This window comes from Dyadobacter sp. CY323 (assembly GCF_021390245.1).
Lineage (GTDB): Bacteria > Bacteroidota > Bacteroidia > Cytophagales > Spirosomataceae > Dyadobacter.
On sequence record NZ_JAJUXH010000007.1, the window covers coordinates 199,737 to 226,087 of the forward strand.

Here is a 26,351-nt window from a genome sequence, read left to right on the forward strand (position 1 = left end):
AATGGTGTTAAAATCCGACACGGACGCCTGCAGTAAATGACTTCGCAGTCGGGTAACTATTGTGGTCAAGTCCCTGGGCCTGTACATTACCGCCGCCTTTCGAATTGACCTCCGGGTCCCACCACGAGTATTTGGTAAGCGTCAGCAGATTTTGTCCGCTCACATATAATTGCACGTTTCTCAAAGACTTCACCTGCCATTTTTCCAATGGAAGATTGTAGGCAAGCTGGATATTTCTCAGCCGCAGAAAGGAACCGTCTTCAATAAAGCGGTCGGAAACCCGCACATTCGAGCTTCTGCTGATAATCGGATATTTCGCGTTGGGATTTTCCGGTGACCAGTGATTGTAAAGCACTTCTTTCGGCATATTCAGACCGAAACCGTAATCCATCGTGTTCACTACCGAACTTACATTAAACAGGTCGTTTCCCTGAATGCCCTGAACGAACAGTGTCAGGTCGAAGCCTTTGTAAGACATACTGGAATTGATCCCGTAGATAAAATCAGGGTTGGGGTTTCCAATGTAGGTTTTGTCGTTTTGGGTAATGGCGCCATCTTCATCCAAATCTGCGAATTTCAGTTTTCCCTGTTCGGTATAACCATCTTCCCGATATCCCCAGAACTGACCAACCGGCCGGCCTTCTCTCAGAATCGTAGTTACATCGTTGATCGCCACCACATTGACGTTGCCACCGAGCACATCGCCGCTGTCATACAGTTTCACCACCTTGTTACGGTTTAATGAAATATTTGCATTGAGGTCCCATTTAAACTCGCCGGTGAGAATGCGGGTATCAACGCCGAGTTCCACACCCTGATTCTGCATTTCCCCCACATTCCTGATGGTAGAGGTGTAGCCCAGGGACGACGGTAAGCTTACTCTGTTGAGAAGGTTACGTGTATTTTTGATATAATAATCCGCCGAAATAATGATCCGGTTTTTCAAGATCCCGAGATCCACACCAATGTCTTTCTGCTCGGTGGTTTCCCATTTCAGGTCGCCAGGCAATATGGTACCAGGTGTGAAAGTCGTATACATCGCATCGTCAAATACTGTCCGGCTTGCATTTAACTGATTTAAGGTAGCATAAGGCTCGATCGCCTGGCTGCCGGTAAGTCCCCAGCTTGCTCTCAGTTTCAGCTCGGAGATGTTGTTATTGTTCTTCAGGAAATCTTCGTTGGAAATCCGCCAGGCCACTGCCCCGGATGGGAAGTAACCCCATTTGTTATCCTTGCTGTACCGCGAAGATCCGTCCCGGCGAATGCTGGCTGTAAACAGGTATTTGTCTTTTAAACCATAGTTAACCCGCGCCAGGTAAGAAAGCAAAACGGCTTTGGAATAGCCGGACCCCGGAATGCCGGGTGTTGCTGCCGAGCCTAAGCCCGAGGTTTCAGGGACGTCGCTCAGAAAACCGGTTCCGCTGCCCGAGACATTGGTATTCAGAAAGTCCTGGTAGGTAAAACCCGCCACCGCCGAAAAGCTGTGTATCTCATTGAATGTCTTGTTATAGCTAATGGTATTTTCATTCAAAAAACTGGTCTGCTGCTGGCTTTTTACACTGGCGGTCCCATTGGAGTTAACGAAATTACGGGTGGTGTAAACGTCCGTGCGATCGTCCGCGTTTTCAATGCCCCCCGAGACTTTAATGGAGATTTCCGGGATGGGATTATAAATGAAAGCTGCATTTGAAAGTATGCGATTGGCTTTCACCACATTCGTCTGCTCATTGATGTAGTTAAGCGGGTTAATCAGATCCGTGGCTATGAAGGGATACGCCGTAGCCATTACCCGGTATGAACCATCTTCATTATAAGGGGTAAGCGTGGCCGGTGAAGATATGGCAGCGGAGATCATAGAGTTACCTCGTGCACCTCCCTCACTATCGCGGCGAGCGGTTTTCAGACGTGACAGTGTGGTGGACATCGTAAATGCGATCTTTTTGCTGATGCTGTGCTTGAAATTCGTCCGCAGAGAATAGCGGTTGTAGTCGCTGCCTTTGATGATCCCGTCCTGCCCGAAGAAGCTACCCGAGATGGAGAACTGCGTTTTATCATTTCCACCACTCACCGTCAATGCAGTTGACTTAATGGCCGCGCGGCGGAAAACTTCATCCTGCCAGTCGAATCCTTCACCGAAATTTTTGATCTGATCATCTGTAAAATAAGGGGTTACCTTATCATTCACGGCCTGCATATTGTAAAACTGCGCGTATTCAGCCGCATTCATCAGGTCCAGCTTCTTGCGGAGTGTTTGCGAGCTGTAACTCGTTTCAATATCCACTCTAGTTTTTCCGGCTCTACCTTGTTTGGTAGTGATCAAAACTACCCCATTCGCTCCCCGTGAACCGTAGATGGCAGTTGCGGATGCATCTTTCAGGATTTCCATACTTTCGATGTCCACATTATTGAGAATGGATGGAGTACCTCCCGAAGTCGGGAAACCGTCGATTACATAAAGCGGTTCGTTGCTTCCCTGGATCGAGTTCGTCCCCCGTATCCGGACGGTCATACCCGCTCCGGGCGAGCCGTTGGATTGTGTAACCTGCACACCGGCAGCGCGGCCCGAAAGTGCCTGCAATGCATTGGAAGTAGGAAATGAATTCAATTCTTTGGATTTAACCTGCGCCACCGATCCGGTAATGTCGCTTTTCTTGACGGTACCGTAGCCGACCACTACAATTTCGTTCAGCGAGCGGTCTTCCGGCGACATGGTCACCGTAATGGCCGATGAATTTCCAATGTTCACGTCCTGGCTTTGATAACCTACGAAACTGAAAACCAATGTGGCATTCTGGTCCGGCAGTGCCAGCTTGAAAGCCCCATCAATATCGGTCGTGGTGCCTCTTTGCGTGCCTTTAAGGACTACACTCACTCCCGGCAACCCGGTGTTTTTCTCGTCCAGTACTTTCCCCGTTACTTCGCGGTCCGCCGGTATTCTCGGCTGTAAAGGCATGATCGCAGGGATGATGCTCTGGGTTTTATCGACCTTCGTCAAGATGACCTGCCGTCTCACAATCTTATATTTGATTTCAAGCGGGTTAAGCAGCTCATCCAGCAACTCCACCAGTTTCCGGTCCTCTACTTCCAGGCTCTGCTTTTTTGCATCACGGATGAGGTCGGGCCGGTATGTGAATTTCACATCCGCCAGTTTTTCTATGTTTTTCAGGATTGTCACCAGCTCCTGATTTTTCGCTTTGATTGTAATTCTCTGATTGAGAAGGTCCTGCGCATCTGCTTTCCCCGCAAATGACCAGCCAGTAAAAATCACCGCCAGAATCGTCTGAATGAGCGAGATTTTCATAATGGGGTATAGGATTTTTTGGATTACAAATTCTTTTTTCATTAGTTTTGATTTGTTCTTGTTTTGAGAAAAGCAATAACGGTCCTTTCATCCGCGGAAAGCGGATGCTGTGTTTTTCGGAAACATGAAAGGAATTTTAGGCCGGTAACGCTGGAACCGTTACCGGCTTTTTTGTAGGGTTCAACTCATATATAATTAGTGGGTTTAGAGGTTTAGGGTTAATTGCACTTTCTGCCGGTAATTACAATCTGCGCGTCAACCACCTTATAAGTGGCTCCGATCGCTTCACAAATCACATCCAGTCGTTCAAAAAGGGTTTCTTCGGAAAGTGAGGTGGTCAGGCGGCATTCGGAAAGCACTTCATGGTCGAACAGAAAATCCACTCCGTAGGCACTTTCCATCGCAGCAAAAATCTCGGCGACCGGTGCATTGTTAAATGCGAATTTTTCAAGCTCCTTTTTAGCGATCACTACTTTCGGCTGCTCCACGAGTGATCGGCTGATGGTCTCGCTTTTACGCTGGAAATCCGCCTGCTGGTTGGGGATCAGGATAATGCCCTTTGTTTCGGGATCGACGTCACCTACATACCGGTTGGCAAAAACCGAGACTTTCCCTGTTTTCACCGCGACGGTCACCTTGCTGTCCCGGTCGAATGCGCTGATGGTGAAACTGGTACCCAACACTTTGGTCACCAGCTCATTGGCATATACAATAAAAGGTTTCTCAGGATTTTTGGTTACATCAAAAAATGCGGCACCGGAAAGGAACACATCCCTCGTTTTTCCCGAAAAATCACTGGCATAGCTTAGTTTACTATCTTTTTGGAGGTACACCCGGCTTCCGTCCGGAAGATTTACCATCAGCGTTTTTTCACCGGTATTGGCAACCTCTTTCAGCTTATTTTCCGTTTTGCGTACCAGTTGGTCATACCCGATGGATTCTCTGTTATTTGGCAGATTGTATACCGCCCAACCGAGCCCCAGCAGCACGAGTATGGAAGCCGCCGCCATCCACAAGGAACGGTAAATTGATTTTCTCCCGAAATTAATTTGGGAAGTAAACAACTCATTGTCAATACTGTTCCATATCCCGACGGCATCTTCCCTGTAAAATGGCGCACGCGACGCCTCCGAAAGCTGCGCTACGATCTGCCTGGCCTGTCTTATCACGGGTTTTTGTCCCGGATAGGTATCCACTACGCGCTGCCAAAGTGCATTACGTCGCGGATCGGGTGTTTTCACCCATTCAATAAACAACTCGTCGCGGACAAAGTCTTCAACAGAGTATGTTGCATATTTTTCGATCATACCAATGCTATTCTGACCCCTAAATCAGGGACATATGGGTTTGTACTCATTTTTTATAAAAAAAATGAAAAATTTTTATTGGAACAGAAAAATGAAAAACAGGATCCAGCCGGTTACCTGAAAGAACCTGCGTAACTCGGTAATGGCCCTGTGCAGCAGGTTGCGGACAGACTGGTTGCTGATCTGCATCAGGCTGGCGATCTCTTCGAGGGAAAAATCCTGGTTGTAGCGGAGCTGAACTACTTCCTGCTGGCGTTTGGGAAGCTGGCTGATTGCATTCTGAAGTCGCTCGATCTGCTCCTGATAAGTTTCATTTTCCACGAGCGCGTCTTCGAAAGGAAAGTCGATGAGCACATCTTCTATAAACAGATGATCGCTGAAAACCGGTTTCTCGTGCTGGATCCCGATGTTACGCAGAATGCGGTTGCGCAATGCGCGAAAGAGGTAAAATTTAATGGAGTCGGTCTCGGACAGGTTCCGGCGCTGCTGCCAGAGGTTTAGAAAAACGTCCTGGATACTATCTTTAATGAGCTGCCGGTTGGATGTTACCCGGTACCCGTAGCTCAGCAGGTCCTCAATATAGATGTCATAGATTTTGGCAAAAGAATCTCTGTCACCGGACTTAAAACTGTTCCATAATTGATCCTGACCACTTGCTTTCACTGTACTGGCAATCGTTTAAGAAGGATAGTTCGCAAATTAACCATAAATCTTATTAAAATAGTTACGCACCTGAAACCTCCTCATCCTGAGACCGGATGCAATGGAAATATTAGCAGAACTTATATGACTAAAGGTTTTTAAATTCTACATTTGAATAAAAACAATCCGTTGAAGAAAGTATTCTCCATTCTCATGTGCGGCTTACTCCTCTACAACATCATGGGCTTCCCTTTGGTGTATTGGATCGAGGAGTATTGTGCGATGGAGGAAAGTGCGGGATTTTCGGCGGTACCGTTGGCGGCAAAAAGCATGCTGATCTTAAAAATCCCCATTATGATCCCCTATCAGACCGACTGGCAGGTGGCGGAACCTGCCGAGGGGCGCCTGCGGCGGGGGGACGATTTTTATCAGATCGTTGAGCAGCAGCTCCGCAATGATACGTTGTATGTGAAATGCAAACTCGATATCGATGCAAAAGACCGCTACCTTGACCTTGTTTCGCATGTAGACAAGCACGTCAAAGGAGGCGTGACGGATGGTAAGGGGAAGTCTCCGCAATTCCTCAAAAACTTCTTAAAAGACTACGTGACTTTCAACCGGAACCACTGGTTTTTCGTCATCGACTGGATCGGCGCTACGCCGGGCTTCAAAGGCATTATACTGACATTTTCCTCCTTGTTTCTTCACATCGCCTCGCCGCCTCCCCGGTGATTTTTGAATATCCTGTACATCACAAATCCTTTGCTGCCTCTTTGTTGAGCAGAAATGGAAAGCTGTATGTATATGCTGTTTTGTTCAAACAATCAGAGTAAAACTTAGAAAATGAGGCAAAAACTTATACTTTTTACCATCGTGCTCATTGGCGCGGTGGGGATAAGCCGGTGCACGAAGCCAAATTCGGAGGACAAAATGCTGGAACTTCTGGAACAGACCCGGCGTAAGGTTTTCAACTACCAAAACAACTTCTCCCCGGAGGCACAGCTGCTCTACCTCGATTCGCTTTTGAAAGCGGTACCAGAAAGCGAAGTAGCGCAGCGGTTCAGGATCAAGCACTTCAAGGCAAATATTCTGATGCAACTCGGCAAGCCCGACGACGCGATCAATATATTACGGGCGTTAGAACGCGATCCGGGGCCATTCGTTACCTTGCCGGGGGTTATGCGCAAAGTTACGGATGATATGGCGGTGGCCTACCTTCGGTTTGGCGAGCAGGTCAATTGCATTAACCACCATTCCGTGGATGCCTGCATTCTGCCGATCAAAAACGGAGGGATTCACCGGAACACGAAAGGATCGAAGGGATCGGTTACTATTTACGAGCAGATGCTGACTGAAAAACCGGACGATTACGAGTCGCTTTGGCTGCTCAACATTGCGTATATGACGCTCGGCCAGTACCCCGGGCGGGTCCCCAAAACCATGCTGATCCCGGCGATGGATAATCCCGATGCCATTGCGGTGAAACCGTTCCAGGATATCGCACCGGACTTGAAACTGGATGTGAAAAACATGGCCGGCGGCGTGATCACGGAGGATTTTGACAACGACGGGTTCCTGGATCTGGCCATGTCGGGCTGGGACCTCAGCGAACCGATGCATTATTTCAAAAACAATGGCGACGGGACATTTACGGACAAGTCGGAAAAATCGCGGCTGAACAAGTTTACGGGCGGGCTGCACATGACGCAGACCGACTATAACAATGACGGGTTCAAGGACATTTTCGTTTTGCGTGGTGCCTGGCTGGGTGGACAGTTTGGCGAGCAGCCTAATTCCCTGCTGAGGAATAATGGCGACGGCACATTCACAGACGTTACCATCGACGCCGGATTACTCTCCATGCACCCGACCCAGACAGCCACCTGGAACGACTTCAACAACGACGGCTGGCTGGACGTTTTTATCGGAAATGAAACCACCATTGGTGCGAATTACCATCCCTGCGAACTTTATCTGAACAACAAAAACGGGACATTTACCGAAGTTGCCAAACAAGCAAAAACAGACATCGCCGCTTTTGTAAAAGGCGTAACCTCGGCAGATTACGACAATGACGGCTGGAACGACCTCTTCATTTCGACTTTGAGCGGCCGCCGGTTTCTGTTGCGAAACAAGGGTTTGGGGGCCGGTACGGATGGACGTGGGATCAGTTTTGAAGATGTAACGCAGTCGGCTGCGCTGGACAAAGATCAGAACCGCAGTTTTGCAACCTGGTTTTGGGATTATGACAACGATGGCTGGCAGGATATTCTCTGCGGCGATTACACCATGGACTATGCGCTGAGCTACTACGCAGCCGCCGAGCGACTGGGCAAGTCGCCCGAGTTTCACGGTCAGCCGGTACTTTACCATAACAACCACGACGGTACATTCAGCAACGTGACCAAGGCAATGGGGCTCGACAAAACCGGTTTTGCGATGGGCGGAAATTTCGGGGACATCGACAACGACGGTTATCTCGATATCTTCATCGGAACAGGTAACCCAAGCTACAAATCACTGATCCCCAACAAGATGTTCAAAAACATGGGAGGTAAAGGTTTTGCGGACGTGACAACCTCGGCACAAGTTGGAAGCCTGCAGAAAGGGCATTCCGTAGCTTTTGCTGATATGGACAACGACGGCGACCAGGACATTTACATTGAAATGGGCGGCGCGTACATTGGCGATGCATACCAGAATTCTTTTTTTATGAATCCCGGTCAAAGCGGCAACAACTGGATTTCGATTGACCTGGAAGGGGTAACAGCTAACAAAGCCGCCGTAGGTTCACGGATCAAACTCACTTTTACCGAAAATGGACAGACCAGAAGCGTTTACCGGGTTGTATCGTCCGGCGGGAGTTTTGGATCTTCACCGTTCAAGCGGGAAATCGGCCTGGGCTCGGCACGAGTGATCGACGAGGTTGAAATCCGCTGGAATGGAAGCGGTAAAGTACAAAAGCTAAAAAATATAGCGGCTAACCAGTTCATAAAAATTCGAGAAGGCAGCGCCGCGCCGGAGAAAAAGCTGGTTAAAAAGCTGGTATTTAAACGTGGCAGCGGTCATGAAATGCAGGTTTGTTTGCCAGTGGCGAAGGCGAGGATTTAAATTTTTTTGTTAGATGTGAAATGTGAGAAGTGAGATCCGGGCCGCCGGTGCGGTGAGATGGGGCGAGGGCCTGTGAATTTTTGATTTACGGGCTTTTGTTTTTTAATAGGATATTGGTTGTCGAGCTGGAATTTATCTGGTAAATGCTCCAGATACGCAATAACTATGGGATTAATTTGCGGTGATGTTGTAGGTTTGTGCACTTTTTCCAGATCCTAGCCCTAACCGCTTTCCTCCTTTTCTATATGCGCATTGACAATGAATTAGGAGAACGTCCGATCAGGTCTTTGTTTTTTAAATATTACACACCGGCACTCATAAGTATCTTATCGTCGACGCTCCACCAGGTGATCAATGGCGTAATATTGGGTCAACAAGTTGGAAAAGAGGGTCTGGCCGCAGTCGGGTTATATGGGCCCGTTGTCATTTTGTTTATTGCGCTGGCGCTTCCCGTTATGATTGGAAGCGGGATTTTGATTGGTAAAAATATCGGAGCAAAGAAGTACGATCTGGTTCATAATATTTTTCAATTCGCTACCACAATAGCATTACTATTCGGTGGGATCATTGCATTAAGTGCGCCGTTTCTGATCAAACCTGTTGCTAATTTTCTGGCCGGAGTTGACAATGCTACCTTGGTTAAAAACATTTCCGACTATATGTTCTGGCAACTGATCGGTATGCCATTTTTCTTTTTAGGCATGTTTTGGGGCGGTTTTATCCGAAACGACAACGCCCCAAATATTCCCAAAAACGCATCTCTGATCGCCGTTTCACTCAATATTATCCTGGATCTTGTCTTAATAATCGGCTTCGATATGGGTGTAAAAGGGGCGTCTCTGGCAACAGCTCTATCCAGTTTTACGTCGGTACTCTATTTGTTTTTCTATATCCGAAAAGGACGGAATCATTTAAGCTTTCGCAATTTTCGTTTTACACTGAAATTCACGGAATGGAGGGAGTTACTGAATTTGGGGCTTCCGACGTTTGCATCGGAATTATCCTTCTCATGTGGTCTTTTGATCATAAGCCATCGCGTTGTGCCTTACGGTCCGCTCGCTGTTTCAGCCTTTGGCCTGATCAATTACGTCAGTTTTATACTGATCCGTTTTTTTACGGCAGCGATGATTGCTTCACTTCCAATCATATCCTTTAACATCGGAGCGAAACTACCTCTGAGAGTGCTGGCTATTTTCAAGTTTTCACTTGTTTTCACGCTGGCTTTGGGTAGCATTATATCCCTACTTGGTTTCCTGTTGCCCGATTTATTAATCGAAAACCTAATGAAAGACGCGACCGCAGAGTTCAAACAAATAGCCAGCAGCGGCATCGGACTTTACTTTTTGCTTTTCCTTGCTGCCGGTCCTAATTACATTTTATCTGCCTATTTTCAGAGTATCGGCAAATCAACCATTTCCACATTAATCAATGTTTTGAAAGGATTCGTATTTATCGCACTTCTTTTAATGATACTCCCGGAACACCTCCATATGGGATTAAACGGCGTATGGATTTCCCGCTCCTTTGCCGAAATACTCACCTTCGTTTCTGTCGGACTTTATACGATTTATAAAAGGGAGATTTATTATAGCAGCGCCATTTAACAAGATCTCAATTATTGTGGCTTGCGTGTATGGGTAATTTGAATAGTAATGTTCTTCTTGATGATACGGTTCAAGGTTGAATGCCGTCCCTCTCCCATGGCTTAATTTTCACAATCTTGTCTCCCCTCATAACAACAATTGGCGTATTCTTTTGTTTTTTAAACTCGATAACTTCTTCGTGGGTCTTTTTTATCCCCAAGAGTATTTTCTCCTTCAATTCTGCTCCCCTTTTAATTGTGTTCATAATAGTTTCTTAATTTGTCATATTTGTCTTTCTCAATAATTTTCAAATTCAAACCATCCAATTTTTCTGCTATTAATTCTTCTTTTTCAAAAGAATTGTCGATTATAAAGACATTGTCAACAATTGTCAAATAGATATCATATAAATTCTTAATACCTTTTATATATCTTCGTTCGATTACCTCAGGCGCAATGTCATGTCCGCCCTCGGAAACTCTCATTCTTACACGATCTTTTGCCAATTCTACATTGTTAAGCCAATAGAAGACCAGTGTTATTATAAATCCTTTTTCTTTAGCTTCCCTATTTTTTGCTTATAGCTTCTGGTTGATAGTGTTGTTTCGAATGCAAAACTATCCTCATTATTTAAGAGCTCGTTTACCCGGTTTAACATAATGCGCCCGGCCTCTAGTGCAACCTTTTCCGGCTGAAATGGTGATATACCTTTCGCAATTTCATCGGCATTGACAAACTCTTTGCAATCCAGGATTTTTGGAAGTATTGCAAAGGATGCTGCGGTTTTGCCAGCTCCATTGCAGCCCGCAATGATATAGAGAACTTTGTCAGTCATTAGATAAATTAAAAAATCTTATGATGATTCTCGCCACTTCCACCCTACCTCCCCGCCATCAACCCCCTCAACAGCCCCATCATCTCATCTTTCTCCTTCAACATCCGCTCGTACAATGTGATTTTTTCCTCGTGTAGTTGAATGAGTTTATCAATCGGATGAAACACCGGATTATTATTAACTACGGCTGCATTGTCATTAAATGTGCTTGAAATAACTGTAATCGCCTGCTCCTCATCAAAATTCTGGATAGCCTCAGCCGGTATTTTCAGTATCGCCGATACCTGTTCCAATATATTGGCATCGATCTTCTCTTTTTGTTCGAGCGTGGAAATTCTCTGCTGATTCCAATCTTCGCCAAGCTCAAATGCAAGTGCCTCTTGCTTGATACCCATCATTTCCCGAAATCGCTTCAAGTTGCGGCCTTCGTGGATCCTGGGGTTGGTGGTAGTATGTGTCATGCGGAAGGTGGTTTTTGTTGAAAAGGCAATTTATGTAAATCCGTCGGGAAGTTTCCGTATAATTTACGGGCGCACACTTCTTCCTGAATCACACCTCGGTATCATCCAGTTGAAACAAAACCTCGACAGTAGTTTCAAAAACTTTCGCCATCCGCAAAGCAAGTAAAGTGGAAGGAATGAATTTCCCGGTTTCAATCGAATTTAAGCCTTGTCTCGAAACCCCGATGTACTTTGCCAGGTCAGCCTGAGTCCAGTTTTTTTTCGCGCGCTCAACCTTTATCGTGTTTTTCATACCCCGTATTTTATCCTCGAAACAAACCATCCGATAAAATAAAATCCCCAGCAATAGGCCACCAGATACCCGTAGCCAAACCAGGCGGGATTCGATATTTCACAAAGGCTAAGCAAAAACAAAAGCATGATCAGCATTACCGCCAATGAAAAACCGATCACAACGGCCTCCAATTGCACCCGCTGGTTCACTTCGTCCATGACCGAAAAGGCTTTGATTAACTTAAAAATAAAAATGGCGAACGTAATGACCGGCACGATCGCAATCAGCACCGAAACAGGCTGGTCAACTACATGACGTGTAAGCAGCCATGTCGCCGGCAAATACGTGGCGACGTGCAGGAGGGCGAAGATAACCGATTGCTGGTTCGCGGATTTTTGGTACTGTTCCATCATGTTTAATTGTTTAGTTTCTGCAAAGATATGTAAACATATCTTTTTGTCAATTATTGTTGACAAAAAGTCCACAATGATGGCTATTTATATCAAGGCTATTCTTGGATCCGCGTGATGGATGCTACGATTTGGCGAGGGAAATCACCTTTTTGACGCCCGTAACAAGCAGGAAAACGAGCAAACCAGCAACCAAACCCATCCCGAACTCCTTCACTATTGATGGAACACCCGGAAAAAGGTGATGCAGGTATGCAACATTATGAACAAAAATCCCGCCGGAAACCAGCAGCAATGCGACCGTTCCCACGGCCCCTAAAATCTTGATCAAAACAGGAAGTGCCTTCACCAGCACGTGGCCTAGTTTTGCAAAAAGGCCTTTATCACCCGACTTTTCAATCAGCCTGCGACCGGCATCATCCATTCTCACAATCAGCGCTACGATGCCGTAAACACCGACTGTGGCCAGTAATGCAACTGCGGCAACAGTCAGTATCTGTATGTTTAAAGTCTCTTCGACAACACTCCCCAGCGCAATGATCACAATCTCGATCGACAGGATAAAATCGGTCGTTACCGCAGATTTTATCTTCGTTTTTTCATTCTCGGCACGGAGCGCATCATTTTCCGGTTCTGCTATGATAGCAACAACCGGATGTTCTTCCTTGGGATGATGAAAAAAGTATTCGATTATTTTTTCGACACCTTCATAAGCCAGGTAAAGCCCTCCCAAAATGAGAATGTATGTGACCGCAGCGGGCAAAAACGCATTCAGCAGCAAAGCTACGGGCACGATAATAAGCTTGTTTACCAGCGAGCCTTTTGTGATAGCCCACAATACCGGCAACTCCCGTTCGGACAAAAAACCGGTTGCTTTTTCCGCATTCACGGCCAGGTCATCCCCGAGGATACCCGCTGTTTTTTTTGTTGCTACTTTCGTTGCCAGCGCAACGTCATCCATTAAAAAGGCAATGTCATCTAAAATCGCAAAGAAACCGGAGGCCATATTTATATTTTATTTGTTAAAATTCAGTATAAAAAACCGATCCAGTACCGTCAGGAACGGCATTCGGATCGTCAACTGTTACCCAGGAAGGCAAAACCGGCTCGCATTATACTCTTTTCGTATTAGGTAAGCCGACAGTTTTGCAACAAAAAAATTCCCGGCAAAAACGCTGCCGGGAATTTGTTCACCTACATCCATCAAATAATCCTTCCGACTTTTACTGCACGTCGAACCATAGTTTCGTCGTCAGCTTGTCTTCTCCCTGACTCGCCACCGCAGCTTTGTAATTTGACAGATTCAATGCTTGCTCGCCGGTTGGGTAGGTTAGCCTCAATGGAAATTTCCCGCTCAAAACACCGGCGTAGGCTGGTTTCAGCTGCGGATAATCCAGTCTTCGCCATTCGGTATATGCTTCCAGTCCCTGACTGAACAACGCAAGCCATTTCTGCTCGCCGATTGACTTTTTGTAATTAGCTGCATTAAACGTCACTGCGGGCTGGGCCAGATATGCCGTGATATCCGCAGTGCCGATCCTGAACTGCTGCAACGAAGCCGTAACCGCCTTTTTATATAAATCTGCGGCATCACTCGAAATGAAACCCCTCGCGGCTGCTTCTGACAAATTGAACAGCACTTCGGAGTAGCTCAAAAATACGGCCGGGGAAGTGGCTGCGGTAAAGTAATCGCCCAGTTTTGACGTTTTGGTAAACCCAAGTTTTGCAGCCGAATCAGCCGGCAAACCATTGGTTACTCCCACATAACCCAACGGAGTTGTATCCACTGTTTTGTTCGCGAAAACCGCCAGACGTGGATCTTTCAGCTCAATTAATTTGTCCACCACGGATTTGCTCACACGGTAATCGTCCCGCGTTTCCCGATCTCTCGCAACCGGGTTCTGGTTCGGCGAGGCCTGATAAATCAGCTGCGCGATTTCGTCATTACTGGCAATCAGCTGCGACGGATCGGCCGCCAGTTCTGCCACTACTGCTTTTGCTGTCGCCGGATCTTTATCGGCGATCCGTAATGCAATCCTCAAACGCAAAGAGTTGGCAAACTTCTTCCATTTGGTCATATTTCCAGCATAGATCAGGTCACCGGCAATGGGGTTCCCGCCCACATTGATCTGATCCCCGGCCTTTTTCAGATCAGCCAGCAAACCAATGTACACGTCTTTTTGCGCATCGTATTTGGGTGTCAGGTACTCATCGATTTTCACTGCCTGAGAATAGGGAATGTCGCCATACAAGTCCGTCAGGATCTGAAAAGACCAGGATTTTAAAATCAATCCAACCGCCTGATAGTTCGGATTTCCGGCTTCTTCACCCAGTTTAATAAGGGTGGAAAAATCGGTGAGCCCCTGCGAATAAAGGTTTGTCCAGACGTTTTGAATGTTGGTCAGACTCGCCGTGTACTTATCCGGATCGGTATACTGGATTTTCGCCCAATGCTGCACGTACAGAGTAGTCGTTTCCATGCTCGCATCCGAGCCGAGGATAATGTCCGCATTCGACTTGATCGCATTGGCCAGCAGGTAGTCGGGCTGGGCGGTGATTGCTTCGTTCGGGTTTTTATTAATGTCTTCCAGATCGTCCGAGCAGGCGGTCAGGAACGCCGTTAAAACCAATGCAAACGCGCTTTTTAAATATATATTTCTAGTTTTCATTTCTTCAAAAATTTTAGATAAAACCGGTTTCGATCTTGTTTGAAAGTTAAAATCCAATGTTCAGATTAAAGCCGTAAGAACTGGTAGTCGGTAATTGAAGGGATTCCAGTCCCTGCCCGGTGTTACCGGTGTTAAATGCAGTTTCGGGATCAATATTCGTCGCTTTTCTTTGCAGGAATGCGAGGTTACGTCCATATACAGAGATCGTTACATTTTGCAGCTTATAGCGGTTCACCAAAGTTTGCGGTACCGAGTAGCCCAATTTCACCTCTCGCAGCTTAATGAAGGATGCATCAAAAACACTGGCCTCATTGATCCCCGCACTGTTGCTGTACACGCCTTTGTAATACCGCTCAGCCGAAACGATCGTCGCATTTGGCTTTCCGTCGACCGTATTTCCTTTGGCGATAATCCCGTCGTCATAAGTCGTTTCTCCCGCAGGCGCCGCGCCACCCTGATTCAATTGTACAGCCGGTGCCGATTTGTTATTTCCGGGGAAATAGTAGGTAAGCCCGCCGTGCTCGGCGTCCCGGCCTTCAAGCGTTTCTACCAGCACACCCGTATATTTCCCGGTTGCATTCGTCGCCGAATAAAGTGATCCGCCTTGTTTTGTATCAATTAAAACACTCAGGTTAAATCCTTTGAACGAAAACGAGTTGGTAACCCCTCCCATCCATTTTGGCGTGTAGTGCCCAAGTACTTTCTGGTTTGGGTCACGCGTTGGCAACCCGTTCGCACCGATGATAATGGTACCATTCGCATCGCGGGCAAATGCCGACCCGAAAATAGCTCCGTACCCTTTTCCTTTGCTCGCATACACCGTCGCTCCGTTTGCTCCTAACCTGTAATCGTTCAGGAAACCTTCGTCGTCGAGTGAGATTACTTTGCTTACGTTTTTAGAAAAATTGATCCCGATATCCCATTTAAAACCCGATTTGGTATCGACTGGCTTTACATTCAGCATCGCCTCAATTCCATGGTTGTTGATGTGGCCGGCGTTCAATAGTTTTTGTTTATAACCTGTCGTCGGGCTCACATCGGCTCTCAATATCTGGTTGTAACTATCTGTGTTATAATAACTAAAATCCAGTCTTGCCCGGTTTCTGAAAAATGCGAGATCAACACCGAGTTCCGTCGACCGGGTGATTTCAGGTTTCAGGTTGGAGTTTAAAAGAACATCCGAAACGGTGAGCAGCGGACTGCTTCCAAAAGGCTGGTTGAATGGATACGTATTGATCAGCTGATATGGATCGGTATCTTTCCCCACTTCCGCCCAGCCGCCGCGTATTTTGGCAAAAGTCAGCACATTGCTTTTAATGTCAAATGCATCGGTCAGCACAAAACTTGCATTGATCGAAGGATAGAAGTACGAATTGTTGCCGGTCGGAAGCGTGGACGACCAGTCGTTTCTGGCTGTCAGGTTCAGGAATGCGTAGTTTCTGAAACCGATCTGAGCGGACGAAAAGGCACTATAAACCTTCTGTTTTCTCAACACATTATAAGATACCAGTGGATCGCGCGAGTTATTTAATGTATACAAATTACTCACCGCCAGCTTGGGTGCCTGCTGGTAATTCTGCTCATTGAAGTTGCTGCGGACACTTCCTCCCACCAGCCAGTCCACTTCGAAATCGCTGCCGATGCTTTTATTAAAATTAAAATTAAAGTCAGTATTATTCTCATTCACAACGTAACCATCCTCTGTATACGAGCCGAATGGCGTACCGTTTGTTCCATAAGCCACTCTGAACTTACGCTTGTCGGTATAGTAGTCATTCCCGGTGCGGACAGTCGCCGAAAGCCAGTCGGTGATCTTATAATTCAGGTTTACATTTCCGAAAAACCGGTCGCGACGCTGCTGGACCGTATTTTCATATTGCAGCAAATACGGGTTACTGTAATAGCTGTGGTTCCAGTTATAATCGAAACCGCCTTTGTTATAATCTTTCAGCAATTCGGTATCCACCTGCCGACCAAACCACAAAAATTGGAGCATCACGCTGCTTCCCCGGCCCGACGTTCCCGGCAAGTTGTCCGACGCCGTGCGAATGAAATTCGCGCTCGTCGAAAGTGTCAGCTTGTCGTTGATCCGGTACGTGGAGTTCACGCCAAATGAGTTTTTAGAGATATCCGTATTTGGAATAACCCTGGTTTGCTTGCTGTTATTGAAAGAAAACCGGTAGTCGATTTTCTCATTGGAACCCGAAACAGAAACGCCGGTTGTCCTGGTATGGCCGGTTTCAAAGAAGTTTTTTACGTTATCCGGATGTGCCACAAACGGTACCGCTTCTCCATTTGAAAAGAATTGCGGGATCAAACGTCCGTCCATTCTGGGTCCCCAGCTTTCGTCGGTCGCGTCATTGATGCCGCCGCCTTTACCGTCTTTATAAGAAAACTGTCCGCCGGTTCCCTGCCCGAATACATTCTGGTATTTCGGGAGTACCAGAAGTTTGTCAAACGTGTAGCCTATATTCAAAGTAATCCCCAATCCTTTCTGGCCGGAGTTACCCGACTTGGTTTTGATCAAAATAACCCCATTAGAAGCTCTCGAACCGTATAATGCCGCTGCATTCGGCCCTTTCAAAACACTGATCGACTCGATATCACCGGGGTTAATGTCCGAAATCGCATTCGCAAAATCCCTCGATCCATTGGCCCCGGCGCCCAGTTGAGAGTTATCGACAGGTATGCCGTCCACGACGAAAAGTGGCTGATTATTGCCGGCAATGGAGGTTTCACCCCGGATCACAATCCGCGAAGACCCCATCCCGCCCTGGCTATTCGTAATATTCACACCGGCGATCTTCCCCGAAAGTGCATTCACTAAATTCCCCTCCCGCGCTTCTGCCAGGTCCCTGGTTTTGAGCTCCTGCACCGCGTAACCGAGCGATTTTTTCTCTTTCGTGATACCCAGGGCTGTCACCACCACTTCCTGCAGAATGGTATTGTCGTTTTCAAGCGCTACATCCAGCTTCCCGTCAGCAGGGACAACCAGTTCCGTTGTTTTTAAGCCGATAAAAGAAAAAACAAGCGTCGTGCCTGGCGCAGCTTCTAACGTGTAAGTGCCATCCACATTCGTAGCGGTACCTTTGGAAGTACCTTTCAGTAGGATTGAAACGCCGGGCAGCGCTTCATTTTCAGCCTGCGAAACCACGCGGCCCGCAACCGTAATATTCTGCGCCAAGGCAGTGCTCACTGGCACGGCAAAAAGCAACAGGAACAGATAAACTAGATTTTTTTTCATGTTAAATGTTAATTAAGTAATAATTAAGCTTCCCGCCGGATGTAAATGCCCTCGCCCGCATCATCAAAAAATGATGAAGCGCTCTGGTTAAACTGGTGCGGCCAAAAGGGAAGGAAAAGAGGAATTGTTTGTCAACAACTTTCGAAATAGCGAACCTCAAAAATGTTGGTACCGAGGAAGTTGCCTGACTTTGTGGAGTTTTTCATAAGTGATGTGTCTGTTTCAATGGCTTTATACACTTAATCTATAAGTTTTATAGATTAGATTGCAAATGTAGGTAAATGGAAATTGTTTCCAAAGGAAAATCTTGAAATTAACAGGAATGGAGAAATTGTACTTAACTAAGCTGCGTCACTGGGCGCAACGTACGCATTTTCGGCCTTCAGAATGTCGGCAAGAGTGGTTGTATCCAGGACTGTCAGGTTTGCGTCACGCCATTTCGTAAGTACAGTTCTAAGACTGCACGTTTCTTCGTCCTTGCAATCGTCACACCTGCCATAGAAAAACATCGAAACACAAAGCGCAGGCGCAATCGGCCCGTCGATGATCCTTAATACTTTGGAAAAACTTACCTCTTCCGGAGCAATCCGTAGCATATATCCGCCACCCTTTCCTTTCTGGCTCTGCAGGACACCGTTGTTACGCAAATCAAGCAGGATTGCTTCAAGAAATTTTTTAGGAATGCGTTCTCTTTCAGCGATTTCCGAGATCAGGACGGGGCCTTTCCCATATTTTTCCGCCAGTACTTTAAGTGCTTTCAGCGCGTATTTCGCCTTTTTAGATATCATAGTCAAAAGTATATAATTTTTATTTGCTTCATAGAACCGGAAGAGCAAATCCGCCGGAGCGCAATAAAATACTTACTCTATAACATTTATATAGTTATTTAAAATTCCTTAACTTCCCCCTAAAATCAGGGTATTTTAAAATCTGGTGTAATCTTATATGAACCTTAATTACATGGCATTGGCAGTCCCCGTGTTTTTGTTTTTCATCGGACTGGAATATGTAATCTCCAAAAAGCGGGGGCGTCAGGTTTTCAACTTCACAAGCTCGCTTACCAATATGAATGTCGGTGTCGCCGAGCGTCTGATTGATATGTTTACTGCGGCCTCATTTTACTTCTTTTACGAATACCTGCATCAGCATTATGCGATTTTCGACATTAAGCCAGGCATTTTAATGTGGATCGCGCTGGTACTGGCTACCGACCTGGTCTGGTACTGGTACCACCGGTTTGGACATGAAATCAATCTTTTCTGGGGGTTCCATGTCGTGCACCATACCAGCGAGGAGTTCAACTACACGGCAGGCACCAGGATCACCGTTTTCCAGGCATTTATCCGCACTGCATTCTGGGCGATATTACCGGTTATCGGATTTCCGCCGGCGATGATCACCACCATGCTCATCGTGCACGGATTATACCCGTTTTTTACGCATACCCAGATGATCGGTAAACTCGGCTTTCTGGAATATATCCTGGTAACACCTTCTCATCATCGCGTCCATCACGCCAGCAATGAGGTGTATCTGGACAAGAATTTCGGCGATATGTTTATCATCTGGGATAAATTGTTCGGGACTTTTGCCGAAGAAAAGGAAACGCCAAAATACGGTCTCACGAAACAGTTGGAAAGCCACAGTTTTCTATGGCAGCATTTTCATTATCTGGTGGAACTTGGTTATGCGGTAAAAAGCACGCGCGGGTTTTTCAACAAACTGAAAATCATTTTCGGTAGTCCGGCCGACTTCGATCCCGACTTCAGAGTTTTGGCAGAAAAGAGGTTTCTGTCCAAACACAAAGTGCGGGCCCGGTCACAAAAATTTCGTTTGTACGCAGTTATCCAGTTTGCCCTGATGGTGACAACGCTGTTCTTTCTTTTACTTTTTGAGCATTACATCACTTCCTACATTCAGATTATGATCGCGCTGACGATTTTTGTCACGCTGATCAATTGCGGGGCGATCCTGGAACAACGTCGCTGGGTATTTTACCTGGAATTCACCCGGGCTGCGCTCATTGTGGTGATCACATACCATTACTTCCCCCACCCGACCACGTTCCTTTTCCTTGCCGCGGTCACCACCGGTTGCCTGGCTTATTTTTCCAGTTTGCAGAAACAGTATCTCAACATGATTTATGGCAGGTAGCTTTTGTTGTTGACCTGGCACACGGAGGTTGCTTACAAGTTAGCTCCGTGTGTTCACGAAATGAGGTGCTCGATGTGTATTTGCGGACCCGGTGCCTGACGGTTAATCAGCTGATTTGATATTTCCACGAAAGTGATCAGAATACCGTTCTGATCACTTTCATTCAGATAAGCCCTGATCTTTCGTGCAAAATCGTACAGCGGTTCATAGTATTTGTGGCCCGTCTGCTCTTGTAAATCCTGTACCGTGAATGCATTTCCCTCTTTTAACATGAGGTACACCGCAATAAAAAAATAGGAGATCGGAAGCTTGCTTCCTTCCAGTACTGTCCCACTTTGCAAGGTGGTACGAAACCTGCAGTGTTTGCATTGAAATTGCTGTTTCGATGCCAGCCAGTAATGATCCCTTTTCCCGCACTTTTTACAGGTAACCCCTTTTCTCAATCGGAGGTCCCTGAACGCCAGGACGGCCATTTCTTCGTTTTTATAGACATCGATCAGATTACCTGCGGACATGGCATGAAGGAAACATGTACTTTTTCAAAGCTAATAAAATAAAAATATAAAATCTATCGGTTTAATAGATTTTTATAGATCGTGTGGTAAAGTCCCCAATCGTTCAATCTGTCTCTCCTATTAAAGTAATGGACTTAATAGCAGAATTCGGCTCACACTTATCAGCGCATCACAAAATTTTATTCCTCAAAACAGCCATAATAATTCCGAATACCAACGAATGTATTGATTAGCGATCAGACATACCAGTTATACCGGATTAGCAGGTGGTAAGCATCAGGTTTTCCTGTTTTTCCGGGGACAACTTCCCGTATGTTTACAAAATCATACCGCCCCGGGTACCGGACGTCAATGGCCAATTGTCAATGATCAATGGTCAATCGTCGGTCGTCATGGTCAATCGTCAGTCCCGGTATCGATAAAAAGACCCTGCATCACAACAATTCACAATTCTTACATGGCAAAACAGAATCAAAACCAAACCGCTTTGGGCGATGTGGCTGCGCGGCAGCTCGCCATCGCCACCCGCACCGTCCCTCAGTTTGAAGCCATTACCCCCCGCTGGCTCACCCGGCTGCTCAACTGGATACCGGTCGAATCCGGCGTGTACCGGTTAAACAAAGTAAAAGACGGCAGTACTGCCGAAGTGGACTGCTCCGGACGCGATGAAAGAGAGCTGCCGCACACGTTTATCGATTACGTCGAAAACCCGCGCGAGTACAATCTCACCGCAGTAAACACGGTTCTGGACGTCCACACCAGGGTTTCTGACCTTTACAGCAAGCCATACAATCAGATCAGCGAGCAGTTAAGGCTCACGATCGAGAGCATTAAGGAGCGCCAGGAAAGCGAATTGATCAACAATGGCGAATATGGCCTGATCAGCAGCATTGCACCTTCGCAGCGCATTTCTACCCGCCTCGGCCCTCCTACTCCCGACGACCTGGACGATCTTCTGGCCAAAGTCTGGAAAGAGCCCGGTTTCTTTTTATTGCATCCGCAAGCCATTGCTGCATTTGGCCGAGAATGTACCCGCAAAGGTGTTCCGCCGCCAACGATTTCGCTATTTGGTTCCCAGTTCATCACCTGGCGTGGCATTCCCCTCATCCCATCGGATAAAGTTCCCATTGAGAATGGCAAGACAAAAATCCTTTTGCTGCGTACCGGCGAAAGCCGTCAGGGCGTAGTGGGACTGTATCAGCCGGGATTGCCTGGTGAGCAGTCGCCGGGACTGTCCGTTCGTTTTATGGGCATTAATGACAAAGCCATTGCATCCTATCTCGTCTCATTATATTGCTCTCTGGCCGTGCTGGTCGACGATGCGATTGCGGTTTTGGAGGATGTCGAAATCAGTAACTACCATGAGTATAAATACTGACCCGAATATTCCGGGCGTCCCGGATGCGGCGTGGATCGAAAAGCTGGCGAATGAGCTATTTTCGGAACTTCCGACGGAAATGCCGAAGCCTGTATTTTCACCGCATCTGGAAGATCATCCCAGAATGGAAAAAATGCTGAACCTTGTCGTGCCGGGTTTCTCAAAAGCTCCGGCTCCACAGGATGGATTTCAACTGAACAATCCGCAGACGAGCCTGGCAGATCCGCATTTTGCAGATGGGAAAGTGCCGCCATCCGCGACCGGAGTTGGTGTTTCCCCGGCCGGGGCGGTCCACAGCTATACGCCGTCACCGCAGGAGGTGCCGCCAGCTGCGCTCGCATATGCACATCCGTTCGAGGTGAATCAAAGTGATTTCAAGCCTTACCATTTCGATCACCGGCAGGAAATTGAGTTGAAACAAATGTTAGCTGCGATCACACAGTCGGAAAAGCTGCCTCAGATTCCTTTACATGCATTTCAAGGCACCGATCCGGCGTATTATTTTTTACAAAATACTCCGAAGCCAATCACGCAATCGCCGGGCATTTCCGGCTTCGATGTTGACTCGGTCCGGAAAGACTTCCCGGTTTTTAACGAGCGGGTGAATGGCAAGCCGCTGATATGGCTGGATAATGCAGCTACCACGCAGAAGCCGCGCCAGGTCATTGACCGTATCAGCTATTTTTACGAGCACGAAAACTCCAACATCCACCGCGCCGCGCACGAGCTTGCCGCACGCGCGACAGACGCCTATGAAGGTGCACGGGAAAAGGTCAGGCAGTTTTTGAATGCGGGTTCGGTTAATGAGATCATTTTTGTGCGGGGTACCACGGAGGCCATTAATCTGGTCGCGAAAACCTGGGGGGACCAGCATCTGGCAGCCGGCGACGAGATCATTCTCAGTCATTTGGAACACCATGCGAATATTGTTCCCTGGAAACAGCTCGCGGATAAAAAAGGGTTGAAGATCCGGGTAATCCCGGTCGACAATGACGGCCAGGTCCTGCTGGATGAATATGCGCGCCTTTTGAACCACCGGACCAAACTGGTATCATTCACCCAGGTTTCCAATGCATTAGGTACCATTACGCCCGCCAAACAAATCATTGAAATGGCACATGCGGCCGGCGCAAAAGTGCTGCTGGATGGCGCCCAATCGGTTTCTCATTTACGCTCCGATGTGCGCGGGTTGAATTGCGACTGGTTTGTTTTTTCCGGACATAAAGTCTTCGGCCCGACCGGGATCGGGGTTTTATATGGAAAAGAAGACTTGCTGAATGCGACCCAGCCCTGGCAGGGAGGCGGCAATATGATCGTCGACGTGACTTTTGAACATATACAATATCACAAAGCCCCATCCCGGTTTGAAGCCGGAACCGGTAACATTGCAGATGCGGTGGGTTTGGGCGCAGCGATCGATTATGTGAACAAAATCGGGATCGATGTCATCAACCGGTACGAGCATTACCTGCTCGAATATGCGACCAGCCGGATGCAGGTCATTCCGGGACTCAGACTAATTGGGACGGCGAAGGAAAAAGCATCGGTATTATCGTTCGTATTTGAAGGTTACCGCACCGAAGAAGTTGGTAACGCATTGAATCAGGAAGGCATTGCGGTACGCTCGGGACACCATTGTGCGCAGCCCATTTTGCGCAGGTTTGGCCAGGAAACCACCGTCCGGCCATCGCTTGCTTTTTACAATACCACCTCCGAAATTGATGTGCTGGTGGACACATTATACCGGTTAAGAAGAGGGAAAATTTAATGGCACAAAAAGAACATAGCGATACCCGTCCGCTGGTTGAATTACTCAGAAAAACGCATCGTGCGGAATGGGAAGCAACTCCCTCGTCGCACGATGCGATCTCGTGGCTCAATGACCTGGTCCAGTTCCTGTTTCCCAGCAATCACCTGCCGAAAAATTCCTCGTACGAAGGGATTTTGAAGAAAAACCAGATCGACCTGGAAAATATCCTGCTGAGTTATCTCGACCCAAAGGAGATTGAGATCGAAGCCGTGGTCAGTTCTTTTTACGGCTCTCTGGAAACCATTTACCGGAACCTGCGACTGGACGCAAGCAAAATTTACGAGTATGATCCTGCCGCAACCAGCGTGAACGAAGTAATTGTGTCCTACCCAGGCTTTTATGCCATTACGGTTTACCGGATTTCCAATTACCTCAGCAGGCTCAGCATTCCCATTCTTCCACGCATATTAAGTGAATCCGCACACGGAAAAACGGGGGTGGATATTCATCCCGAGGCTTCCATCGGCGTGCCTTTTATGATCGACCACGGGACCGGCATTGTCATCGGTGCGACCTCGGTGATCGGCAACAATGTGAGTATCTATCAGGGAGTTACCCTGGGTGCATTGCAGGTTGCGAAAGAACTTCACAGTACCAAAAGACATCCGACCGTAGAAGATAATGTGATCATTTACGCCCGGACGACCATTCTGGGAGGCGATACAATTATTGGTAAAAATACGGTGATCGGCGGAAGTGTTTTCCTCACTAAAAGCATCCCGCCCGACTCCCAGGTATTCAATACCCACCAGCTCCGGATCACTTCGAAAGCAACTGATCCTTCGAAGGAGGCTTGAAATCCGACTGAGAGAGCTATCGTTGTAAAGTTCTTCATTGATCCGATATCAATGATTTTATACTATTTCCGAATCCTGCACCTGCTGACTTTTGCGTAAATATTATTTACCAAACCAGCAAAAGAACGCAAGATGGAAACAGCACAAAACGCACGGACGGAAACAGCGGTTCAGCTTCAAAAGAAATTCGAAATCATTAATGGGCTCAAAATGGCCTATGTGGATGAAGGTGAAGGTGATCCGATCATTTTTCTCCATGGAAACCCGACGTCGAGCTATATCTGGCGGAACATCATACCGCATTTGCAAGATCTCGGACGTTGCATTGCCCCCGACTTAATGGGCATGGGCGACTCGGATCAACTCGCTGATAAAGAGGATTATACTTTCAACAACAACGAAAAATACCTCGACGAACTTTTTAGTGCGCTTGGCCTTGATAAGAACATCACTTTTGTAGTACATGACTGGGGTTCTGTGCTGGCCTTCAATTGGGTGCGAAACCATCCCGGCGCCGTGAAAGGCATTGTTTATATGGAAGCCATCACCAGGCCGCGTTCATGGGATGAAGTACCTGGTGCAGCACGCGAAACTTTTCAAAAACTTCGCACAAATGAAGGTGAGCAAATGGTACTGACCGACAATTCCTTCATTGAGTTTAATTTGCCAAAAACAGTTTTGCGTCCCCTCACAAAGGAAGAAATGGCTGAGTACCGCCGACCCTTTTCCCAGCCCGGCGAGAGCAGACGTCCCATGCTGAGCTGGGCGCGGCAGCTGCCATTAGGCGGCGAACCCGAGGATATCATCCAGGCCGTAAACGAAAATAGCAGCTGGCTTGCGAAAAGCGATCTTCCAAAACTGTTTATTGAAGCCACACCCGGGACCCTGGCCCAGGCAGAAAAAGAAGCATGCATGCTTTGGCCCAACCAGACTTCTGTGAAAGTTCAAGGACATCATAATCTGCAGGAGGACTCATCGGATGAAATTGGTGTTGCCATTTCAGAATGGTTGCGGCTACTCCGGTAAAATGGTACATTTACCTGTCATTTTATGCAAATATTCGAACCGGTTTCCTGTTTACAGCCATACGTTAAAGCGTTTGTGGTAGTCGAAAGCAACGGCACATTCGTGAACCGGTTGTTGCCTGACACCTCTATTGTTGCAGCCATTCGCTTGCAGGGCCTTGTACAATTCAAAGAACCGACCGGCGACGCTTCCCTGCCTGTATGGTCTGTATCCGGTTTAAGGAAGTCTTTCAAAATAGCCGAATATGGGAAAAACAGTTCCAATATTCTTATTCAGTTTAAAGAAGGTGGCGCCGCTGCTTTTCTCCATTTGCCAATCCACGAACTGTTTGAATTGAACGTATCGCTGGACCATTTTTTCAAACATTCGGAGTTAAATGCATTTCAGGAGCAGCTGGAAGCAGCTGATTCCGTGCAGGATAAGGTGAACATGGTCCAGCAGTTTTTCATTTCGAGACTTCGTTACCAAAAGCCAGACCTGCTCATCGCGCACTCGGTCCAGGAAATAAAAGGGGCGAACGGGATCCTCAACGTGAAGCAACTGTCTGACAACCTGCATATCAGTCTGGATGCATTCGAAAAGAGGTTTAGAAAAGTGGTGGGTACCACACCCAAGCAGTATGCGGATATCGTCCGCATGAAAGCGGTGATCGCCCGGGCGCAGGTAGCCGGCCCCATTACGGATGCTGCCCTGGACGCCGGTTTTTTTGACCAGTCGCATTTTATCCGGCATTTCAAAACATTCACCGGCCAGACTCCGAAGGATTTCTTCCACGCAACAGAGCAGGCAAACTCCTTGATAATCACTCCAAACTAGCTTCCCAAAATATTTTAC

At 47.2% G+C, this 26,351-nt stretch carries 23 protein-coding genes; 9 read left to right on the plus strand and 14 right to left on the minus strand.

The genetic code is table 11. The annotated features are described in order from the left end of the window. Positions 1–7: 7 nt before the first annotated feature. From LZG72_RS13755 to LZG72_RS13765, 3 genes are all read right to left on the minus strand, one after another. A complete protein-coding gene (locus tag LZG72_RS13755; RefSeq protein ID WP_233873081.1) occupies positions 8–3,343 on the minus strand; it encodes a TonB-dependent receptor in 3,336 nt (1,111 codons plus the stop codon). A 176-nt stretch (positions 3,344–3,519) separates the two neighbouring features. Then, positions 3,520–4,608 (minus strand): FecR family protein, encoded by a 1,089-nt coding sequence (locus LZG72_RS13760; protein ID WP_233873084.1) that lies wholly within the window; start codon positions 4,606–4,608, stop codon positions 3,520–3,522. A 75-nt stretch (positions 4,609–4,683) separates the two neighbouring features. Then, the gene (locus LZG72_RS13765) at positions 4,684–5,271 is read right to left on the minus strand and encodes an RNA polymerase sigma factor (RefSeq protein WP_233873087.1); all 588 of its coding nucleotides are present in this window, start codon (positions 5,269–5,271) and stop codon (positions 4,684–4,686) included. Positions 5,272–5,439: 168 nt separating this feature from the next. On the opposite strand from LZG72_RS13765, the gene LZG72_RS13770 reads away from it, so the two are divergent. The 3 genes from LZG72_RS13770 to LZG72_RS13780 all read left to right on the plus strand — a co-directional run bounded on the left by LZG72_RS13770 (position 5,440) and on the right by LZG72_RS13780 (position 9,965). Further along, a complete protein-coding gene (locus LZG72_RS13770) occupies positions 5,440–5,982 on the plus strand; it encodes a hypothetical protein (protein ID WP_233873091.1) in 543 nt (180 codons plus the stop codon). 111 nt (positions 5,983–6,093) lie between these two features. Continuing rightward, positions 6,094–8,361, plus strand: coding sequence for a CRTAC1 family protein (locus LZG72_RS13775; protein ID WP_233873094.1), 2,268 nt, complete (start codon positions 6,094–6,096; stop codon positions 8,359–8,361). Positions 8,362–8,606: 245 nt separating this feature from the next. Beyond that, positions 8,607–9,965: an MATE family efflux transporter gene (locus LZG72_RS13780; protein ID WP_233873097.1), complete on the plus strand. Its 1,359-nt coding sequence runs from the start codon at positions 8,607–8,609 to the stop codon at positions 9,963–9,965. A gap of 70 nt (positions 9,966–10,035) precedes the next feature. On the opposite strand, the gene LZG72_RS13785 is transcribed toward LZG72_RS13780, so the two are convergent. The 10 genes from LZG72_RS13785 to LZG72_RS13830 all read right to left on the minus strand — a co-directional run bounded on the left by LZG72_RS13785 (position 10,036) and on the right by LZG72_RS13830 (position 18,625). Beyond that, positions 10,036–10,209, minus strand: coding sequence for a hypothetical protein (locus LZG72_RS13785; RefSeq protein ID WP_233873100.1), 174 nt, complete (start codon positions 10,207–10,209; stop codon positions 10,036–10,038). After that, positions 10,196–10,450, minus strand: coding sequence for a hypothetical protein (locus LZG72_RS13790; RefSeq protein WP_233873102.1), 255 nt, complete (start codon positions 10,448–10,450; stop codon positions 10,196–10,198). The genes LZG72_RS13785 and LZG72_RS13790 overlap by 14 nt, the downstream gene beginning before the upstream one ends. A gap of 35 nt (positions 10,451–10,485) precedes the next feature. After that, positions 10,486–10,779, minus strand: coding sequence for a hypothetical protein (locus tag LZG72_RS13795; protein ID WP_233873105.1), 294 nt, complete (start codon positions 10,777–10,779; stop codon positions 10,486–10,488). Positions 10,780–10,823: 44 nt separating this feature from the next. Then, entirely contained in the window at positions 10,824–11,240 is a 417-nt protein-coding gene (locus LZG72_RS13800; RefSeq protein ID WP_233873108.1) for a helix-turn-helix transcriptional regulator, read from the minus strand. An 88-nt stretch (positions 11,241–11,328) separates the two neighbouring features. Beyond that, positions 11,329–11,532, minus strand: a complete 204-nt coding sequence (locus LZG72_RS13805; protein ID WP_233873110.1) for a helix-turn-helix transcriptional regulator — start codon at positions 11,530–11,532, stop codon at positions 11,329–11,331. Beyond that, positions 11,529–11,927: a hypothetical protein gene (locus LZG72_RS13810; protein WP_233873113.1), complete on the minus strand. Its 399-nt coding sequence runs from the start codon at positions 11,925–11,927 to the stop codon at positions 11,529–11,531. Before LZG72_RS13810 ends, LZG72_RS13805 begins: the two co-directional genes overlap by 4 nt. Before the next feature lie 121 nt (positions 11,928–12,048). Continuing rightward, positions 12,049–12,930: a DUF808 domain-containing protein gene (locus LZG72_RS13815; RefSeq protein ID WP_233873116.1), complete on the minus strand. Its 882-nt coding sequence runs from the start codon at positions 12,928–12,930 to the stop codon at positions 12,049–12,051. A gap of 217 nt (positions 12,931–13,147) precedes the next feature. Further along, a complete protein-coding gene (locus tag LZG72_RS13820) occupies positions 13,148–14,593 on the minus strand; it encodes a SusD/RagB family nutrient-binding outer membrane lipoprotein (protein WP_233873119.1) in 1,446 nt (481 codons plus the stop codon). A gap of 46 nt (positions 14,594–14,639) precedes the next feature. Next, complete coding sequence (locus LZG72_RS13825; RefSeq protein WP_233873122.1) at positions 14,640–17,837, minus strand: SusC/RagA family TonB-linked outer membrane protein; 3,198 nt, start codon at positions 17,835–17,837, stop codon at positions 14,640–14,642. A 341-nt stretch (positions 17,838–18,178) separates the two neighbouring features. Then, entirely contained in the window at positions 18,179–18,625 is a 447-nt protein-coding gene (locus LZG72_RS13830; protein WP_233873125.1) for an Rrf2 family transcriptional regulator, read from the minus strand. Positions 18,626–18,782: 157 nt separating this feature from the next. On the opposite strand from LZG72_RS13830, the gene LZG72_RS13835 reads away from it, so the two are divergent. Next, complete coding sequence (locus LZG72_RS13835; protein ID WP_233873128.1) at positions 18,783–19,991, plus strand: sterol desaturase family protein; 1,209 nt, start codon at positions 18,783–18,785, stop codon at positions 19,989–19,991. Positions 19,992–20,044: 53 nt separating this feature from the next. Here the strand turns inward: LZG72_RS13835 and LZG72_RS13840 are convergent, their stop codons facing one another. Then, positions 20,045–20,506 carry a transposase gene (locus LZG72_RS13840; RefSeq protein ID WP_233873131.1) on the minus strand — a complete coding sequence of 154 codons (462 nt, stop codon included), beginning with the start codon at positions 20,504–20,506 and terminating at the stop codon, positions 20,045–20,047. Between the two features lie 457 nt (positions 20,507–20,963). Here LZG72_RS13840 and LZG72_RS13845 point away from each other — a divergent pair, with 457 nt between their 5' ends. The 5 genes from LZG72_RS13845 (at position 20,964) to LZG72_RS13865 (ending at position 26,333) form a co-directional block, all read left to right on the plus strand. Then, positions 20,964–21,884: a family 2A encapsulin nanocompartment shell protein gene (locus LZG72_RS13845; protein ID WP_233873134.1), complete on the plus strand. Its 921-nt coding sequence runs from the start codon at positions 20,964–20,966 to the stop codon at positions 21,882–21,884. Then, positions 21,868–23,652, plus strand: a complete 1,785-nt coding sequence (locus LZG72_RS13850) for a family 2A encapsulin nanocompartment cargo protein cysteine desulfurase (RefSeq protein ID WP_233873137.1) — start codon at positions 21,868–21,870, stop codon at positions 23,650–23,652. The genes LZG72_RS13845 and LZG72_RS13850 overlap by 17 nt, the downstream gene beginning before the upstream one ends. Next, complete coding sequence (locus LZG72_RS13855; protein WP_233873140.1) at positions 23,652–24,491, plus strand: serine O-acetyltransferase; 840 nt, start codon at positions 23,652–23,654, stop codon at positions 24,489–24,491. The genes LZG72_RS13850 and LZG72_RS13855 overlap by 1 nt, the downstream gene beginning before the upstream one ends. Positions 24,492–24,623: 132 nt before the next feature. Further along, complete coding sequence (locus LZG72_RS13860) at positions 24,624–25,517, plus strand: haloalkane dehalogenase (RefSeq protein WP_233873143.1); 894 nt, start codon at positions 24,624–24,626, stop codon at positions 25,515–25,517. Between the two features lie 24 nt (positions 25,518–25,541). Beyond that, positions 25,542–26,333, plus strand: coding sequence for a helix-turn-helix transcriptional regulator (locus LZG72_RS13865; RefSeq protein WP_233873146.1), 792 nt, complete (start codon positions 25,542–25,544; stop codon positions 26,331–26,333). The last annotated feature ends 18 nt before the right edge of the window (positions 26,334–26,351 follow it).

Bases quoted from the DNA above. Each gene is read 5' to 3' on its own strand.
- LZG72_RS13755 (WP_233873081.1), bottom strand. From the start codon at position 3,343: ATGAAAAAAGAATTTGTAATCCAAAAAATCCTATACCCCATTATGAAA.
- LZG72_RS13760 (WP_233873084.1), bottom strand. From the start codon at position 4,608: ATGATCGAAAAATATGCAACATACTCTGTTGAAGACTTTGTCCGCGAC.
- LZG72_RS13775 (WP_233873094.1), top strand. From the start codon at position 6,094: ATGAGGCAAAAACTTATACTTTTTACCATCGTGCTCATTGGCGCGGTG.
- LZG72_RS13780 (WP_233873097.1), top strand. From the start codon at position 8,607: ATGCGCATTGACAATGAATTAGGAGAACGTCCGATCAGGTCTTTGTTT.
- LZG72_RS13785 (WP_233873100.1), bottom strand. From the start codon at position 10,209: ATGAACACAATTAAAAGGGGAGCAGAATTGAAGGAGAAAATACTCTTG.
- LZG72_RS13795 (WP_233873105.1), bottom strand. From the start codon at position 10,779: ATGACTGACAAAGTTCTCTATATCATTGCGGGCTGCAATGGAGCTGGC.
- LZG72_RS13800 (WP_233873108.1), bottom strand. From the start codon at position 11,240: ATGACACATACTACCACCAACCCCAGGATCCACGAAGGCCGCAACTTG.
- LZG72_RS13805 (WP_233873110.1), bottom strand. From the start codon at position 11,532: ATGAAAAACACGATAAAGGTTGAGCGCGCGAAAAAAAACTGGACTCAG.
- LZG72_RS13810 (WP_233873113.1), bottom strand. From the start codon at position 11,927: ATGATGGAACAGTACCAAAAATCCGCGAACCAGCAATCGGTTATCTTC.
- LZG72_RS13815 (WP_233873116.1), bottom strand. From the start codon at position 12,930: ATGGCCTCCGGTTTCTTTGCGATTTTAGATGACATTGCCTTTTTAATG.
- LZG72_RS13820 (WP_233873119.1), bottom strand. From the start codon at position 14,593: ATGAAAACTAGAAATATATATTTAAAAAGCGCGTTTGCATTGGTTTTA.
- LZG72_RS13825 (WP_233873122.1), bottom strand. From the start codon at position 17,837: ATGAAAAAAAATCTAGTTTATCTGTTCCTGTTGCTTTTTGCCGTGCCA.
- LZG72_RS13830 (WP_233873125.1), bottom strand. From the start codon at position 18,625: ATGATATCTAAAAAGGCGAAATACGCGCTGAAAGCACTTAAAGTACTG.
- LZG72_RS13835 (WP_233873128.1), top strand. From the start codon at position 18,783: ATGAACCTTAATTACATGGCATTGGCAGTCCCCGTGTTTTTGTTTTTC.
- LZG72_RS13840 (WP_233873131.1), bottom strand. From the start codon at position 20,506: ATGTCCGCAGGTAATCTGATCGATGTCTATAAAAACGAAGAAATGGCC.
- LZG72_RS13845 (WP_233873134.1), top strand. From the start codon at position 20,964: ATGGCAAAACAGAATCAAAACCAAACCGCTTTGGGCGATGTGGCTGCG.
- LZG72_RS13850 (WP_233873137.1), top strand. From the start codon at position 21,868: ATGAGTATAAATACTGACCCGAATATTCCGGGCGTCCCGGATGCGGCG.
- LZG72_RS13855 (WP_233873140.1), top strand. From the start codon at position 23,652: ATGGCACAAAAAGAACATAGCGATACCCGTCCGCTGGTTGAATTACTC.
- LZG72_RS13860 (WP_233873143.1), top strand. From the start codon at position 24,624: ATGGAAACAGCACAAAACGCACGGACGGAAACAGCGGTTCAGCTTCAA.
- LZG72_RS13865 (WP_233873146.1), top strand. From the start codon at position 25,542: ATGCAAATATTCGAACCGGTTTCCTGTTTACAGCCATACGTTAAAGCG.